Source organism: Yersinia rohdei ATCC 43380 (genome assembly GCF_000173775.1).
GTDB lineage: Bacteria > Pseudomonadota > Gammaproteobacteria > Enterobacterales > Enterobacteriaceae > Yersinia > Yersinia rohdei.
This window is the reverse complement of record NZ_ACCD01000019.1, coordinates 1-15089: the sequence shown is the minus strand read 5'-3', so window position 1 is coordinate 15089 and position 15089 is coordinate 1. Positions and strand designations below refer to the sequence as shown.

The window sequence follows — 15089 nt, the reverse complement described above, 5'->3', positions numbered from 1 at the left end:
GAATTACTGCAGAGAGGCAAGCTTATTACTGTGTTGTCAGAAATGACAGGCAGTAAAAAAGGGTGTTAAACACCCTTTTTCGGATAAAACCAACCAAACTGAGATAAACAGGCTTGGTTGTTAGCCCGATTACTGGAACAGGCTCAGATTTTCTTTAGCATAGGCTTCAAAATCAGTGCAGCCGCCAATGTGTTTTTCATCAATAAAGATTTGAGGCACAGTTTCTACTGGCTTGCCGACGGTTTTTTCCAAATCAGCTTTACTGATACCTTCCGCATGAATATCGACGTAGCGGAAATTAAAATCATCACGCTCCGCTGCCAGTTTTTCTGCCAGTTCTTTAGCACGAACACAGTAAGGACATCCAGGACGCCCAAAAATCACAGCAAACATGTAAAACTCCTTGATTAAATTGAGGCTCCCCGTCATCTTTCAACTCGCAGGGGGTTGGCTGCATTGACTTACCCGAGCTACTGATGTTAGTCAGTGGGCTGAGATTCGCAGGCTTGCCGCCGTCTCGCAATTTGAAATCTATGGGGTGTAATCACTTCGTCAACAGTGACGGATACATTCAACTGTTAAATGACTTCTAGCGTATTACTCGTTCTCACTGAGGTCTACTATGCCCTCTGGCGCAGTGAAAAAAAAGTAGGAATTGCCTGTTAATCTGATTAATTCTACCTATTTGCTTATCGATACTGTTACAAATAGTGGGGATTCAATACACTAAGTTAAAGTTGGTGCAGAGCCTGTCGGAGGTAAAGATGCGCTCGTTAGGAGATATGCCCCGTATTGTTATCATGTTTGAAGTGCTGGGGATGGTATTGCTGGTTTTAGCCTGGCTCAGTATTAATGACTATTTGTCATTACCTGGGGCAATGGGTACACCGACAATCGCGGTGCTGATGATTTTTGTTGGAGTGGGTCTGATGATTCCGGCGGCAGCCTGTATTGTTTGGCGTGTTGCTCAGGGCTTTGGCCCATTATTAGGCAGTGCGGATAGGATATCCCGGCCGCAATCTCAAAAAGAGCGAGATGCAGCGCGCAGTAAAAAGGAGGATAAATCTGAGTAAGGTCTTTCTAAGGGCATTAAATTAGTCGGGATTGAAGTGGCGCTGTCGGCCAATATTCCGTAAGCTATGCCACTTTTCGTACCATGAGAATCGTGAGGTAGATAGTTATGGATTCACTCATCGTCCCGGATTTAGCCTTATTACGGCGTTGGCTGGATCAACTTGGTATCTCATTTTTTGAGTGCGATTCCTGCCAGGCGCTGCATTTGCCGCATATGCAAAATTTTGAGGGTGTGTTTGATGCCAAAATAGATTTGGTTGATAACATTATCCTGTTCTCCGCATTGGCTGAAGTCCGGCCGACGGCCTTGATTCCGCTGGTGGCGGATCTTAGCCAAATTAATGCCAGCTCACTGACAGTAAAAGCGTTTATTGATATTCAGGATGATAATCTGCCAAAACTGATTGTCTGCCAGTCATTGACTGTCGAAGTGGGGGTGACGTTAGCCCAGTTTGGCTATTATATGCAGCAGTGCGAAGAACAGATTTCAATGATTATTCTGGAAGCGCGTGCCAATGATTTGTTATTTATTGGTACCAGTGACGAGGATGAGTCACCGCAAACCGCCACGGCTTATCCGGTTATTCACTAATTTACATCTCACATCAATAATCAGCGTGTTACGGCCTGTGGCACGTTGCTCTTTTCCTGCGAAACCATAATATATTCTGCTTTTTGCCCTCCTTTGCCAGATATTTATCGCCGTTTATACCGTTAGTGGCGCATTACATAGATAGAATGTGCATAAAAAATCGATAAAAGGCGTTTTTTACCCTAGAGTCTGGTGCGGATTGCCAACTGCGGTTATGCTGCGGGTGCTACAAAGAGCATAATATTTCCTGCAAAATCCGTGATTGTCCTTCTTAGGTTAATAATCACTCGCCGTGCATAATCATGCGCCGGCGTATGTGGCAATAGCGCTCGGTAAGCCAAAGGTATTGTATCCCTCTCGGATACAAATTTAGCGTACGACCTCACCCCCTGTTTTGGAGGAGTTACGGATGTTCACCCAACGTAAAAAGTGGTTATCGGGTGTTGCTGCTGGCCTGTTAATGGCCGCGTCCGTCTCAGCATCTGCTGAGGAAAAAACACTGCATGTTTACAACTGGTCTGATTATATCGCGCCGGATACGCTGGCTAATTTCCAGAAGGAAACCGGCATTAAGGTTGTTTATGATGTGTTTGACTCCAACGAGGTGTTGGAAGGGAAATTGATGGCGGGGAGCACCGGGTTTGACTTGGTCGTGCCATCAGCCAGTTTCCTCGAGCGCCAATTGTCTGCCGGTGTCTTTCAACCGCTGGATAAATCTAAATTACCTAATTACAAAAATCTTGATCCCGAGTTGTTGGCATTGGTTGGCAAACACGATCCAGAGAATAAATTTGCTGTTCCTTATCTGTGGGCGACCACCGGTATTGGTTACAACGTAGAAAAAGTCAAAGCAGCATTAGGGACAGATGCGCCAGTAAACAGTTGGGATCTGGTGCTGAAACCCGAAAATCTTGAGAAGCTGAAAAGCTGCGGCGTTTCTTTCCTGGATGCACCAAGTGAGATTTTTGCCACGGTACTCAATTATCTGGGCAAAGATCCCAACAGTATTCAGGCCACGGATTACACCGGCCCGGCCACTGAATTATTGTTGAAATTGCGACCGAATATCCGCTATTTCCATTCATCACAGTATATTAATGATTTGGCAAACGGGGATATTTGCGTGGCAGTAGGTTGGGCTGGCGATATCTTGCAAGCTTCAAATCGCGCCAAAGAAGCCAATAATGGTGTGAATGTGGCCTACAGCATTCCTAAAGAAGGCGCATTAGCTTTCTTTGATGTGTTTGCGATGCCAGCGGATGCTAAAAATCAGGATGAAGCTTATCAGTTCTTAAATTACCTGATGCGCCCTGATGTGATTGCCAATATCAGTAACCACGTGTTTTATGCCAATGCCAACAAGGCGGCAACCCCGCTGGTGAATGCAGCAATTCGTGATAATCCGGGGATTTATCCACCGGCTGATGTGCGCGCCAAAATGTTTACGTTAAAAGTACAAGATCCGAAAATCGATCGCGTGATTACCCGGGCTTGGACTAAAGTGAAAAGTGGTAAATAAAGCAGTAGCGTGACTCAGCTTCTGTGCTGATAACCTATTGATAAAAATGAAATAGAATTTGGTAGGGACAGGGAGGGAATCTTCCTGTTCCTGTTTTTTATTGTGCCGCATTTAATGTGCGGCCAGTTCTGCTGTTACGGAGAGCGCGCTGAGTGAATGATGTAATTCCCCGCCCGCAGTCAAAATCCCAGAAGGTGTTTACGCCGTTGCTGGAGATTCGCAATTTAACCAAATCATTTGATGGTCAAGCTGCTGTAGATGATGTCAATTTGACCATCTATAAAGGTGAGATTTTTGCGCTGTTGGGGGCTTCAGGCTGTGGTAAGTCCACCCTGTTGCGCATGCTGGCTGGTTTTGAACAGCCGACGCAAGGGCAGATTGTCCTGGATGGGCAAGATTTGTCGCACGTACCGCCTTATCAGCGCCCAATCAACATGATGTTCCAGTCATATGCATTATTTCCGCATATGACTGTTGAGCAAAACATTGCATTTGGTCTGAAGCAAGACAAGTTGCCGGCGGATGAAATCAAAAGCCGGGTTGCAGAGATGCTGACACTGGTACACATGCAAGAATTTGCTAAACGCAAACCTCACCAATTATCTGGCGGTCAGCGCCAGCGGGTGGCGTTAGCGCGTAGCCTGGCTAAACGGCCAAAATTGCTGTTGCTGGATGAGCCGATGGGCGCATTGGATAAAAAATTGCGTGACCGCATGCAATTGGAAGTCGTGGATATTCTGGAGCGCGTTGGGGCTACTTGCGTCATGGTTACCCATGATCAAGAAGAGGCGATGACGATGGCCGGGCGCATTGCCATTATGAACCGTGGCAAGTTTGTGCAAATTGGCGAGCCGGAAGAAATTTATGAGCACCCGAACAGCAGATTCAGTGCTGAATTTATTGGCTCGGTAAATGTGTTTGAAGGTGTCTTCAAAGAGCGTTTGGACGAGGCGTTGATTATCGACAGCCCTGGTTTACGTCATCCGCTAAAAGTCGATTCTGATGCTTCGGTGGTTGACGGTGTTCCGGTCTTTGTGGCCCTGCGCCCCGAAAAAGTGATGTTGTGTGAACAGGTGCCGGAAGATGGCTGTAACTTTGCCGTGGGTGAAGTGGTGCACATTGCTTATCTGGGGGATTTGTCCATTTATCACGTGAAACTGCACAGCGGGCAGATGCTCAGTGCGCAGTTACAGAATGGCCATCGTTATCGCAAAGGGATGCCAACCTGGGGTGATGAGGTGCAACTTTGTTGGGATGCAGATAGCTGTGTTGTGTTAAATAGCTAATACTGTCGGGAGCTTAATATTGTGATACCAGAATCTACCCGCGCAACCGCCGAACCACCGACCTCTGCGCCAGGGCCGGTTAAGGCGTTAATTCAACGTTTGCAGATGTCGCATGGCCGTAAACTGGTTATTGCGGTGCCTTATTTATGGTTATTCCTGTTGTTTATGTTGCCCTTTCTGATTGTATTTAAAATCAGTTTGGCGGAGATGGCGCGCGCAGTTCCTCCCTACACCGACCTGGTGACCTGGCTGGACGGCAAGCTGGATATCTCGCTCAATCTTGGCAATTATCTGCAACTGCTGGATGACCCCCTGTATATCGATGCTTACCTGCAATCATTGCAAGTGGCAGCGGTGTCCACATTTTGCTGTTTGATTATCGGCTATCCATTGGCTTGGGCGATTGCCCACAGTAAATCATCCACGCGCAATATCTTATTGTTACTGGTGATTTTACCTTCATGGACATCATTTCTGATTCGGGTTTATGCCTGGATGGGGATTTTGAAAAATAATGGGATTTTGAACAATTTCCTGATGTGGACGGGGATTATTGACCAGCCGCTGGTTATTTTACACACCAATTTGGCGGTATATATTGGCGTGGTGTATTCCTATCTGCCTTTTATGGTGCTGCCTATCTATACCGCGCTCACCCGACTGGATTATTCGCTGGTCGAAGCTGCATTGGATTTGGGGGCTAAGCCTTTTAAAACCTTTGTCAGTGTTATTGTGCCGCTGACCAAAGGGGGCATAGTGGCCGGTTCCATGTTGGTCTTTATTCCTGCTGTGGGTGAGTTTGTTATTCCAGAACTGCTCGGCGGGCCAGACAGCATCATGATTGGCCGTATTTTGTGGCAAGAATTCTTCAATAACCGCGATTGGCCGGTTGCCTCTGCAGTCGCGACGGTGATGCTGGTGTTGTTGATTGTGCCTATCCTCTGGTTCCATAAGCACCAGAATAAAGAGCCAGGAGGTTCGGTATGAATAACCTGCCGGAAGTGCGCTCGGTCTGGCGTCGGGTCATTTTGATTGTCGGTTACACTTTTTTGTATGCGCCGATGCTGATGTTAGTGATTTATTCGTTTAACAGCTCAAAACTGGTCACCGTGTGGGCGGGGTGGTCTACCCGCTGGTATACCGCGCTGTTTAATGACTCGGCGATGATATCCGCGGTGGGCCTGAGTCTGACTATTGCCGCCGCCTCCGCCACTATGGCGGTGGTGCTGGGAACTCTCGCCGCCGTGGTGATGGTGCGTTTTGGGCGTTTTCGCGGGTCAACCGGGTTTGCTTTTATGCTGACAGCCCCGCTGGTCATGCCGGATGTGATTACCGGTCTGTCTTTACTGTTGCTGTTTGTGGCGATGGGCCATGCGATTGGCTGGCCAGCTGAGCGCGGGATGTTCACCATCTGGTTGGCGCATGTGACATTCTGTACCGCCTATGTGACGGTGGTTATTAGCTCGCGTTTGCGTGAGTTGGATAAGTCGATAGAAGAAGCGGCGATGGATTTGGGCGCAACCCCATTAAAGGTGTTTTTCGTGATTACCGTGCCGATGATAGCGCCGGCGTTAATTTCCGGCTGGTTGTTGGCCTTTACTTTATCGCTGGACGATTTAGTGATTGCCAGCTTTGTCGCCGGGCCGGGAGCCACCACCTTGCCGATGTTGGTGTTCTCCAGTGTGCGCATGGGGGTAAATCCGGAAATAAATGCATTGGCGACACTTATCTTATTAGTGGTCGGTATCATCGGTTTAATTGCCTGGTGGTTTATGTCTCGCACGGAAAAACAGCGGTTGCGCGAATTACACAAAGCTGCCCGTAGCTGATTATCCTGAAAGCTGTTAGTCTTTCGTTCTCTTATAACGCCGCTCTTGAGCGGCATTATTATCAGAGAAAACATCAGGTTGTGAAACCCGAATCGGGAGACAGACAGGGCAATATGAAATCGTTATTTTCATCCTCAGCGTTCTCAACTGCGGCAACGACCCCCGTGCCGGTATTAATCGCCGGAACTGCCATTATTGCGACCCGTTTTATCGGCGTGGTGTTGCTGGTGGCCGCGTTAGGCTGGGGCGGTATGGGCAGTTTTATCGATGAAAGTTTTCAAAGCTGGGGTTCTGGCTTGATTTTTATTGCCAGTATTTTGTTGTTATTATTGGAGTTTGTTTGCGGCATTGCTGTTTGTCTACGGCAAAATTGGGCGCGCTGGTGTTATCTTATTTGCCAGCTACTGGTCAGCGGCTATTTGCTGATGGTCTCATTGGATTGGTTATCGCTGGATGTGAATATTTTTCGTATTGAAGGTGATAGTGGCGCTGAAGTCCTGCACAGTCTGCTGCTTCAAAAAATTCCGGATGTGGTGATTATTGGTTTGCTTTTCTTTCCCTGGCATCGCTATTTCATCGCGTCAAAATGAGTGTTTCGCGCGACAGAGTGCTACAATTCGTTCCCATCAACAGCTTCGGCTGCGAACTCTTTAATGTCTCAGTTTATAACGGTTAATTATTAATGCATTGCGCACAGTATACGGCGGGCAACTGCCGTTCCTGTCAGTGGCTGGATAAACCTTATCCTCAGCAACTGGCTGACAAACAACATCATTTGGAAGGCTTGTTATCCGGGCATGGCGTGTCACAGTGGCTTGATCCGGTTTTCGGGCGTGAAAATGCTTTTCGTAATAAAGCTAAAATGGTCGTCAGTGGCAGTGTTGAGCGCCCATTATTGGGGATGCTGCATCGTGATGGTAGCGCCGTCGATTTATGCGCCTGCCCACTTTATCCTGCCAGTTTTGCCCCTGTTTTTGCGGTGCTCAAAACCTTTATTGCCCGTGCGGGCCTGACACCCTATAACGTCGCCCGTAAGCGCGGTGAACTGAAATTCTTGTTATTGACTGAAAGCACGTCTGGCGGCGAGCTAATGCTGCGCTTTGTTTTGCGTTCTGAAACCAAATTGGCGCAACTTCGGGCAGCATTGCCCTGGTTACAGCAGCAATTACCGCAGTTGGCGGTTATCTCGGCCAATATTCAGCCGGTACATATGGCGATTTTGGAAGGCGAGCAGGAGATAGCATTAACCGAGCAGCAATCGCTGCTGGAGTGGTTTAATCAGGTTCCGCTGTTTATCCGCCCGCAAAGTTTTTTCCAAACTAACCCACAGGTAGCCGCTGCATTGTATGCCACGGCGCGGCAATGGGTGCGTGCGCTGAATATTGATAGTATGTGGGATTTATTTTGTGGTGTGGGCGGTTTTGGCCTGCATTGCGCCGATACCCAAACTCAGCTTACCGGGATTGAAATCAGCGCTGAAGCTATTATGTGTGCACAACAGTCAGCGAAAAAACTGGGGTTAAAAAATGTCACTTTTGCGGCGCTGGATTCAACCCATTTCGCCACTGCAGAAACACAAGTTCCGCAATTAGTCTTAGTCAACCCGCCACGGCGTGGCATTGGCGCGCAACTCTGCGAATATTTGAGTCAAATGGCACCTGAGTTTATTCTCTATTCGAGTTGCAATGCAGAAACAATGGCGAAAGATATCAACCTGTTAGCTGAATATCGTATTGAGCGGGTGCAGTTGTTTGATATGTTTCCGCACACCAGCCACTATGAAGTTCTGACCTTATTAATTAAAGGCTAAACCCCATAGTACTTGCCGCCACGGGGGGTTTACTTACCCGAATCGCTTACCTAAGTAAGCTCATCGGGGTAAGTTCGCTGACAACCTGGCTATGGCTCAAATGGTGTTAGCCCGGTTATTAACAGCGCGAATCAGTTAGGGAACCACTTATCATTGATAGCTTTATAGGTGCCATCGGCTTTCACGGCATCAATAGCTTTATTCAGTTTTTCTAACAATGCAGTATTTTCTGGGCGCACGGCAATACCCAAGCCGGTGCCGAAGTATTGTGGATCAGTAACATGCTCGCCCACGGTTGCCAGATTCGGGTTGGTTTTCAACCACTCATTCACCACCGCAGTATCACCAAATACCCCGTCAATACGGCCATTTTTCAGGTCGATAATGGCATTCTGGTAGCTATCATAAGCCACGGTTTTGATTTCAGGATGCGTATCCTGGAGATATTTCTGGTGTGTCGTACCATTTTCCATCCCGATCTTCTTGCCTTTCAGATCGGCGAAAGAGCTGAATTTCCCTTTCGGTGCAATAACAATGGCGGAGTTGGCGTAGTAAGGCTGGGTAAATGCCACTTGTTTGCTGCGCTCTGGCGTGATGTCCATACCTGAAATCACCGCATCATAACGTTTGAATTTAAGCGCTGGGATCAAGCTATCAAAGGCCTGATTGGTGAAAGTGCAGTTGGCTTCCATTTGTTTGCATAAGGCTTTTGCCAAATCCATATCAAAGCCGACAATTTCATTATTGGCATCCATTGATTCAAAAGGTGGGTAGGTCGCCGAGGCGGCAAAACGAATAGTTTCTGCTGCGGTAGCACTGAAAACCATACCACTTAAGATTGTCGCCAATAGTAACTTTTTCATGCTTAAACTCCTGTCAGAAATTTTTTAATAGACTACGTCATTAGTTATTGATTTTATTATATCTAGTGATGCTTCATCACAGTTTATTTGCGATGACTTATGGTGATTACATTGCCAGTTTATGAATTTATATGCAAGTAATGTGATTAAAAATTTAGTTTTATTTTTTTGTTATAGCGAATAAATGAAAGCAGACTGACTCAGTCGGTGAGCGGCCATTTTTTAAAGCAGAGGGGGATTGCTGGTGCTGAGCCTTTATTGACGAGCCGCCAAATCGAAGATTTGGCGGCATCAAACTACATTTGAGTATTTTGTTTTAGCGCTTTTCTAAAGTCATCCATTGAACAGAATCCGTTGCTATCAATCGGGCAACCTTCAATTTCCAGTGTCACCCGTTTCGGCGGTGCCTGTAGCGACAGCGGTGTTTTATTCCTAATTTGCTCGGTTGATAAATAAACATATTCAATCTTCATCAGGTCTTTGTTTTGTTTAATGTCTTTCCAGCGCTCAAAGACGATTTTACCGCTGATTGGCGTTTTCTCATATTGGCCAGGGAGTTGGTATTCTTTAGTCTTAATTGCAGCCAATAATGATGCAATATTGGAGTCATGGCCGACCAATACCGCCAGTTTGGCTTTTTGTGCCGCTAATTCATTCGGTGTTTTATCACCCGTTGGTGAGAGGGCCGAGCTGATGAAACCGACTAATTTCTCCGCCGCGTTACCGGCAATGGCAGGAGAGCCGAATAATGTTTCATGGTAGATATTTTTAATCTCGATTAATTTACGCCATTCTTCTGCGGTCTGGACTCGTCCCCAGGCAACATCTTTTGCCGGGAAGCCTTCATAATATTGCAGCATGAAAGCATCTGAGGCACCGGTGCCAAGTTTTAGTGGCCCTGTAATACCGGGTTGCTTGTTTTGTACTAACAAAATCTGGGTTGGTTGCGCACTCAAATCACACTTTTTATCTACCAGGCAAGCGGGCGAGTTTTTATAATCCAATACGTTAGACAGTAGGTCATAATTAGGTTGTAGGCGTTTATTCATGCCGTCTAACCCACCCGGCCCGACATGTTGATTGATCGAAGCCAAGGCTTGTTCTTTAAACTCTGGAGTGATATCTAACGTAATTATAGGGTTAAAAACCGGGTCTCTTGAGCCAATGTTTTTTTGATGAGTCACTGGCACATTACAACCCGGGAAAGCACCAAATAAGAAATACTGCGCAGTGCCAATCGTTCTTGGCAAACTGTTGGCATAGGTAAATACAGAGGTAGGTGTCGGACATCCTGTAGATTTAAGTAACTTGTTTTCTGCCAGCCACTCACGGAAATATCCGCCCATCATAGCCTCTATTTCTCGCCCTTTCGGGGTCAAATAACCGCCAGGAGTATTCCATTCAGGCCATTTATCTGGTGTTGCGCTAGAAAGCATCTCGCCATAATTCATCAAAGGTGCACGTATACCATGACGACTCATAATTAAAACCTGTTCAAGTTTATAATTATTGTTTTTATTCTGCGCTACCATCTTGTCTTGAGAGAAAATCGTGGTCGAAGCAGACATAAGTATGGTCAATAACGTCATGGTATATGTGGCTTTTAATTTAGTCATGTAAACCTCCCTTATCCATTGGATATATATTGTTGAAGTTTCAAGTTGCTGGGTTATTGGCTTTTTTTACTTATCAAAATTTCTTATTATTATCTCCTTATAAAACTTCCATGATTGAATTTTTATCCGTGACTAAAACGTTTTTTTATAAAAATGGGTCTTTAAAATTATTGTGCGTTTGTTATAACAGAGATGAGTAATGAAAAGGGAAACGAAAGTGGCGTTACATCACAATTTACGGTTAGGAATAATCTTAATTATCTTTTTAAGATTACTTCATATTGAAAGCTTATGAGGAATTAGGCTTTTTGCATTAATATAGTGCAACTGGAAATAGGGTTGCCCTGTTTTCGTCGCTAATAAATAAACGCTTCACCCAAAGATAAACCTTACTATCTGTAATACTAAAGAGATTCTTTGCCTTTCTATGGTGCAATTAAATTCTTGCCAATAGAGTCTGCAGTTACTGAAGTGATTTAAATTTCAATATAGGACCTGTTGGTGGCGTTATATTTTGGTGGTCTTGTCATATCAGGTTCGTCAGGGGATATTTTGACGAATATTGACGCTGTCTTGCTTCGCAATGTCTGTGTACAGAGTCGCTACAACTGCTTTATTACCCAGTTTTTATCCATGATTACTCTTTTGGCTATGGGACTTATAGGAACACTTTAAGAAAAGAGGTTTTACTTCACGGGAAGGTAATAAAGTTTATATTTTTCAATGTGATAAATATGTTGTCCTGGAGTTTTATTTTGCTATAGACCAAGCCATTTGTCAGAGTAGGCCAATTATACATTAGTGATGATGAAAGGTTTTATTCAGTAACAATGTTAACCTGATTGCTCCGTGGTAAAGGAAGAGGGGGCAATATCATACTTGGCTATCATTTTCTCTCGGTTTCGCCAACCCGAATGGGAAGGGGAAAATTAAGGAGTATACTGACCGATGATGTCGGCGAGATAATACTGACGTTTTAAGGTTCTGTTTATTGGGGTTATATTGATGTAAATAATTGAAATATAGTTATTTTTATTTATTTCACTTAATGCGACAGAATTGTTCGATTTATTTAGCAATCGCTTGCGTATGATCTGGAAAAATAGAGCTGAGGGCCGGTTTATTTGCGACAATTTACTTGACCATACCGGGAGTTCATGCTTTATTTAATAATAACATGATGTTATTAATGTGTTTGGTAACTACCAAGAACACAAATAAAACAGAGCGACATAAGGATTATTTATGAATGTGAGCAAAGTGTCAGCGACTAAGTATGATGATGTTGCTGGTGGGGATGCTAGTGTTACTCGCTGGGGTTTTGATGTTGCCGGTTCAAACCATGGCCACACTTATGCCGATAATCACAATGATAACTCTCTCGCCTCAAGCAGGAGAATTGAAATCCTGCCCGGATGAATTCAAGTAGGAAACCTGGCTGTCAGCGCGGTAAATCATATTTATGGTGTGATTAAGAATGTTTAAATTAATTGTACGTAATGATATCTGCTTTTATATTATTTAACGTGGACTAATAAAAACTATTGCATTACCTCTATTTTTAATTATTCTTAATGATGGGTGCGGATAGATTGAGTAATTGGTTTAAAGAGTATTTCAGGTGAAAAGATAACTATTCTCATTTTGATTTAAATAAGTTACATAAAAATAAGATCATAAAGCCACATTATTAATAATGATATTTTGTTAAATATCACCAGGGAATTCATTTCGTTCTTATAATGTCATTTATAACAAAAACTCACGATTGGGGGTTTTAATATTCCTCATAATTTAATGTTGTGTGATGTGGATTGGTTAAATACCACCAATACGTTTGGGGTGTTAATATGATTTAACAGTCCGCATGCGCTGTATTCATCGCTAGATATTTCAATTATTCAATTATATTGGATGGTTCTGGCGTTGATCTTGTGAGTTGCAATATATTTATACTTTAATTTTTCTGTGTTGAAGGCAGATGACGCGGCAATGTTCGCCTCACTTTAATTTATTACTTTTCCTTCCTGCTCGCCATTTTGGCAGTTTATTTTACGGAATAACAAAGGTAGTTGCGGCATTTTTATTGGTGGTCAGCAGAAAATTAATGACCTGGCCAGAGGCCAGAATAGGTATCTGTCTTTGATTAGGATTTCGTTAATTAGCGAATGTTGGCTAATGCATACTTATGCCAACGAAAAATCTTATGCCGTAATGGCATTAGCCTGATAACCCATAGTTGCACGATTGCATATGCTTTGCTCAACCATTATTTCTTCGAGGTTTCGCCAGTTCAGTTAATCAGCGATATACCAATGAATATATTGGGTTATGACATTAACGGGAGTGTTCAGCCTGGTTAAATGTTTTTAGTATTCGCAATATTCCATATTACTTTTTTAAAAACAGTAGGTTATCTAATGACAATCTAATGCAGAGAGCTGGTGATAAATAAACTGAGGAGTCCTTAATGGATAAGAAATTCGTGCTTTCGAAGGATTTTTCACTTGAGCTATTACTTAACCCAAGTGAAAAATCCTCATACACTTCCCTGAACAATGTCCGAACTCGAATACATGCTTGGCTAATGGCTTTATTACCTCTGGCCTTACTGCTGAGCATAACTTTTATTTCTGCAATCGCAGTCGCGAAACCATCAGTATCCACATCCACATCCACATCCACACCCACATCCATATCCACAGAACAGTGGGCTGGTTTGCCTACTCAACCTTATATATTAAGGGCTGGGGAGACGGTTGCAACGGTGGCCAAAAGGCACGGTCTGACGGTTGATGAGTTGAAAGAGATAAATATATACCGTGCTTTTTCTAAGCCATTTGTCCATTTGGCATCTGGGGATGAGATTGATATTCCCCGTAAGGCGTCCCCATTTTCCATTAATAATAAAAATGATGATATTCCCTTGGACAACAAGTTGGCCAGCCAAGCGAAAATCGCCTCAACTGCATTAGCAAAGGGTGATATTGCTCAATCAGGTGAACGTTTAGTGCGTTCTGCTGCTAGCAATGAATTCAATAAATCCGCCCAGCAGTGGTTGAGCCAGTTTGGTACAGCCCGTGTACTGTTGAATGTTAATGATGATCTTCATTTAGATGGCAGTGCGGCAGATGTATTGCTCCCATTGTATGACAATAAAGAATCGATACTGTTTACCCAACTCGGCATTCGAAATAAAGATAATCGCAACACTGTCAATATGGGGGGAGGCGTGCGTACATTCCACAGTGATTGGATGTACGGCGCGAATACCTTCTTTGATAATGATCTGACGGGTAAAAACCGGCGTGTTGGTGTGGGCGTAGAGGCTTGGACTGATTATCTTAAATTATCCGCTAATCACTATTTTGCTATTACAGACTGGCATCAATCCCGGGATGCCAGGGATTACAACGAACGTCCAGCCAACGGTTATGACTTTAGAGCTGAAAGTTATTTACCCTCGTATCCGCAGTTGGGCTGTAAGGTTATCTATGAAGCATATCGCGGCGATGAAGTTGCGTTGTTTGGTAAAGATAGCCGGCAGAAAGACCCTACTGCAATTACTGCCGGCGTGAATTATACACCTATTCCATTAGTCACCGTGGGTGCAGAACATCGCGTCGGTACCGGTGGGCAGAACGACAGCAGTATTAATTTTTTGTTGAACTATCGCTTGGGCGATACCTGGCAAGATCATATTGACCCTTCAGCAGTCGTTGATAGCCGTACATTGACTGGCAGCCGCTATGATTTGGTTGAACGTAACAATAATATTGTTTTGAACTATCAAAAACAGAGTCTGGTGCGGTTGTCATTACCTGAAAGTCTTGCCGGTGATCCTCTGTCTTTGCTCTCAGTAGCTGCGCAAGTGGTCGCTACCCATGGATTGGATCGTATCGATTGGCAGATATCTAAACTAATAGCCGCAGGGGGAGGGATAAAAAAAACCAGTAAAAGTGAGGTGGAGATAACACTGCCCGAGTATCAGATTAATAGTAACAAATACATTCTTACGGCCATCGCTTATGACACCCAAGGTAATATTTCCAGCCCAGCAAGTATGCTTATCACCGTTAACGAGCCGCGAATAAATGCGACCTATTCTACCTTGGTAGCATCGCCGGAATATATTGAATCTAATGGCAGCGATACTTCGCAGGTGACACTGACGCTGCGTGATAACAACAACACTCCGGTAACCGGTAAGGCCGCCAGCTTTACCAGTACTCTCGGGACGTTGGGCGGTGTGAGCGAGCAGGGGGGAGGGGTTTATTTAGCCACCCTGACTGCGGGTATTGTTGCAGGAGTTGCTAATGTGAGTGCCAATGTGGGTGGAAATGCGCTGGATGTGACCCCCGCCAGAGTCACTCTGGACAGCGAGGGCCGTGATTTCAACCCTACAAACTCAACCTTGGTGGCCGCGCCGGACAATATCGAAGCCAATGGCAGCGATACTTCACAGGTGACACTGACACTGCGCGATAGCAATAACACCTC

Annotated in this window: 14 protein-coding genes; 10 read left to right on the top strand and 4 right to left on the bottom strand. The window is 44.7% G+C overall.

Annotated elements, in window-relative coordinates; translation table 11 throughout:
- Positions 1-129: 129 nt before the first annotated feature.
- Positions 130-393, bottom strand: coding sequence for a GrxA family glutaredoxin (locus YROHD0001_RS05885; protein ID WP_004715464.1), 264 nt, complete (start codon positions 391-393; stop codon positions 130-132).
- 371 nt (positions 394-764) lie between these two features.
- Between YROHD0001_RS05885 and YROHD0001_RS05890 the strand changes: the two genes are divergently transcribed.
- The 8 genes from YROHD0001_RS05890 (at position 765) to rlmC (ending at position 8110) form a co-directional block, all read left to right on the top strand.
- Entirely contained in the window at positions 765-1073 is a 309-nt protein-coding gene (locus tag YROHD0001_RS05890; protein WP_004715462.1) for a YbjC family protein, read from the top strand.
- A gap of 107 nt (positions 1074-1180) precedes the next feature.
- Positions 1181-1666, top strand: a complete 486-nt coding sequence (locus YROHD0001_RS05895) for a type III secretion system chaperone family protein (RefSeq protein ID WP_004715461.1) — start codon at positions 1181-1183, stop codon at positions 1664-1666.
- Positions 1667-2075: 409 nt separating this feature from the next.
- Positions 2076-3185: a spermidine/putrescine ABC transporter substrate-binding protein PotF gene (gene potF, locus YROHD0001_RS05900; protein WP_004715460.1), complete on the top strand. Its 1110-nt coding sequence runs from the start codon at positions 2076-2078 to the stop codon at positions 3183-3185.
- A gap of 152 nt (positions 3186-3337) precedes the next feature.
- On the top strand, positions 3338-4471 hold the full coding sequence (gene potG / locus YROHD0001_RS05905) for a putrescine ABC transporter ATP-binding subunit PotG (protein ID WP_032817284.1): 1134 nt from the start codon (positions 3338-3340) through the stop codon (positions 4469-4471).
- Between the two features lie 21 nt (positions 4472-4492).
- Complete coding sequence (gene potH, locus YROHD0001_RS05910) at positions 4493-5458, top strand: putrescine ABC transporter permease PotH (RefSeq protein ID WP_004715458.1); 966 nt, start codon at positions 4493-4495, stop codon at positions 5456-5458.
- Positions 5455-6300 (top strand): putrescine ABC transporter permease PotI, encoded by an 846-nt coding sequence (gene potI, locus YROHD0001_RS05915; RefSeq protein ID WP_032817282.1) that lies wholly within the window; start codon positions 5455-5457, stop codon positions 6298-6300. Before potH ends, potI begins: the two co-directional genes overlap by 4 nt.
- Before the next feature lie 113 nt (positions 6301-6413).
- Positions 6414-6890: a YbjO family protein gene (locus tag YROHD0001_RS05920; protein ID WP_004715456.1), complete on the top strand. Its 477-nt coding sequence runs from the start codon at positions 6414-6416 to the stop codon at positions 6888-6890.
- A gap of 92 nt (positions 6891-6982) precedes the next feature.
- Positions 6983-8110 carry a 23S rRNA (uracil(747)-C(5))-methyltransferase RlmC gene (gene rlmC / locus YROHD0001_RS05925; protein ID WP_004715455.1) on the top strand — a complete coding sequence of 376 codons (1128 nt, stop codon included), beginning with the start codon at positions 6983-6985 and terminating at the stop codon, positions 8108-8110.
- A 131-nt stretch (positions 8111-8241) separates the two neighbouring features.
- On the opposite strand, the gene artJ is transcribed toward rlmC, so the two are convergent.
- Together artJ and agp are read right to left on the bottom strand one after the other, a co-directional pair.
- Positions 8242-8973 (bottom strand): arginine ABC transporter substrate-binding protein, encoded by a 732-nt coding sequence (artJ, locus tag YROHD0001_RS05930; protein ID WP_032817280.1) that lies wholly within the window; start codon positions 8971-8973, stop codon positions 8242-8244.
- 296 nt (positions 8974-9269) lie between these two features.
- On the bottom strand, positions 9270-10589 hold the full coding sequence (gene agp, locus YROHD0001_RS05935) for a bifunctional glucose-1-phosphatase/inositol phosphatase (protein WP_004715453.1): 1320 nt from the start codon (positions 10587-10589) through the stop codon (positions 9270-9272).
- Positions 10590-11834: 1245 nt separating this feature from the next.
- On the opposite strand from agp, the gene YROHD0001_RS20475 reads away from it, so the two are divergent.
- On the top strand, positions 11835-12008 hold the full coding sequence (locus YROHD0001_RS20475) for a hypothetical protein (protein WP_156171972.1): 174 nt from the start codon (positions 11835-11837) through the stop codon (positions 12006-12008).
- 972 nt (positions 12009-12980) lie between these two features.
- Here the strand turns inward: YROHD0001_RS20475 and YROHD0001_RS20585 are convergent.
- Entirely contained in the window at positions 12981-13274 is a 294-nt protein-coding gene (locus tag YROHD0001_RS20585) for a hypothetical protein (RefSeq protein ID WP_169310654.1), read from the bottom strand.
- Positions 13275-13356: 82 nt separating this feature from the next.
- On the opposite strand from YROHD0001_RS20585, the gene YROHD0001_RS05940 reads away from it, so the two are divergent.
- Positions 13357-15089, top strand: a 1733-nt coding sequence (locus YROHD0001_RS05940) for an inverse autotransporter beta domain-containing protein (protein ID WP_004715450.1), incomplete at its 3' end; no start/stop codon positions are given.

Excerpts from the sequence above, each read along its gene's own strand:
- YROHD0001_RS05885 (WP_004715464.1), bottom strand. The coding sequence starts at position 393 with ATGTTTGCTGTGATTTTTGGGCGTCCTGGATGTCCTTACTGTGTTCGT.
- YROHD0001_RS05890 (WP_004715462.1), top strand. The coding sequence starts at position 765 with ATGCGCTCGTTAGGAGATATGCCCCGTATTGTTATCATGTTTGAAGTG.
- YROHD0001_RS20475 (WP_156171972.1), top strand. The coding sequence starts at position 11,835 with ATGAATGTGAGCAAAGTGTCAGCGACTAAGTATGATGATGTTGCTGGT.
- YROHD0001_RS05895 (WP_004715461.1), top strand. The coding sequence starts at position 1,181 with ATGGATTCACTCATCGTCCCGGATTTAGCCTTATTACGGCGTTGGCTG.
- artJ (WP_032817280.1), bottom strand. The coding sequence starts at position 8,973 with ATGAAAAAGTTACTATTGGCGACAATCTTAAGTGGTATGGTTTTCAGT.
- YROHD0001_RS05920 (WP_004715456.1), top strand. The coding sequence starts at position 6,414 with ATGAAATCGTTATTTTCATCCTCAGCGTTCTCAACTGCGGCAACGACC.
- potF (WP_004715460.1), top strand. The coding sequence starts at position 2,076 with ATGTTCACCCAACGTAAAAAGTGGTTATCGGGTGTTGCTGCTGGCCTG.
- potI (WP_032817282.1), top strand. The coding sequence starts at position 5,455 with ATGAATAACCTGCCGGAAGTGCGCTCGGTCTGGCGTCGGGTCATTTTG.
- rlmC (WP_004715455.1), top strand. The coding sequence starts at position 6,983 with ATGCATTGCGCACAGTATACGGCGGGCAACTGCCGTTCCTGTCAGTGG.
- agp (WP_004715453.1), bottom strand. The coding sequence starts at position 10,589 with ATGACTAAATTAAAAGCCACATATACCATGACGTTATTGACCATACTT.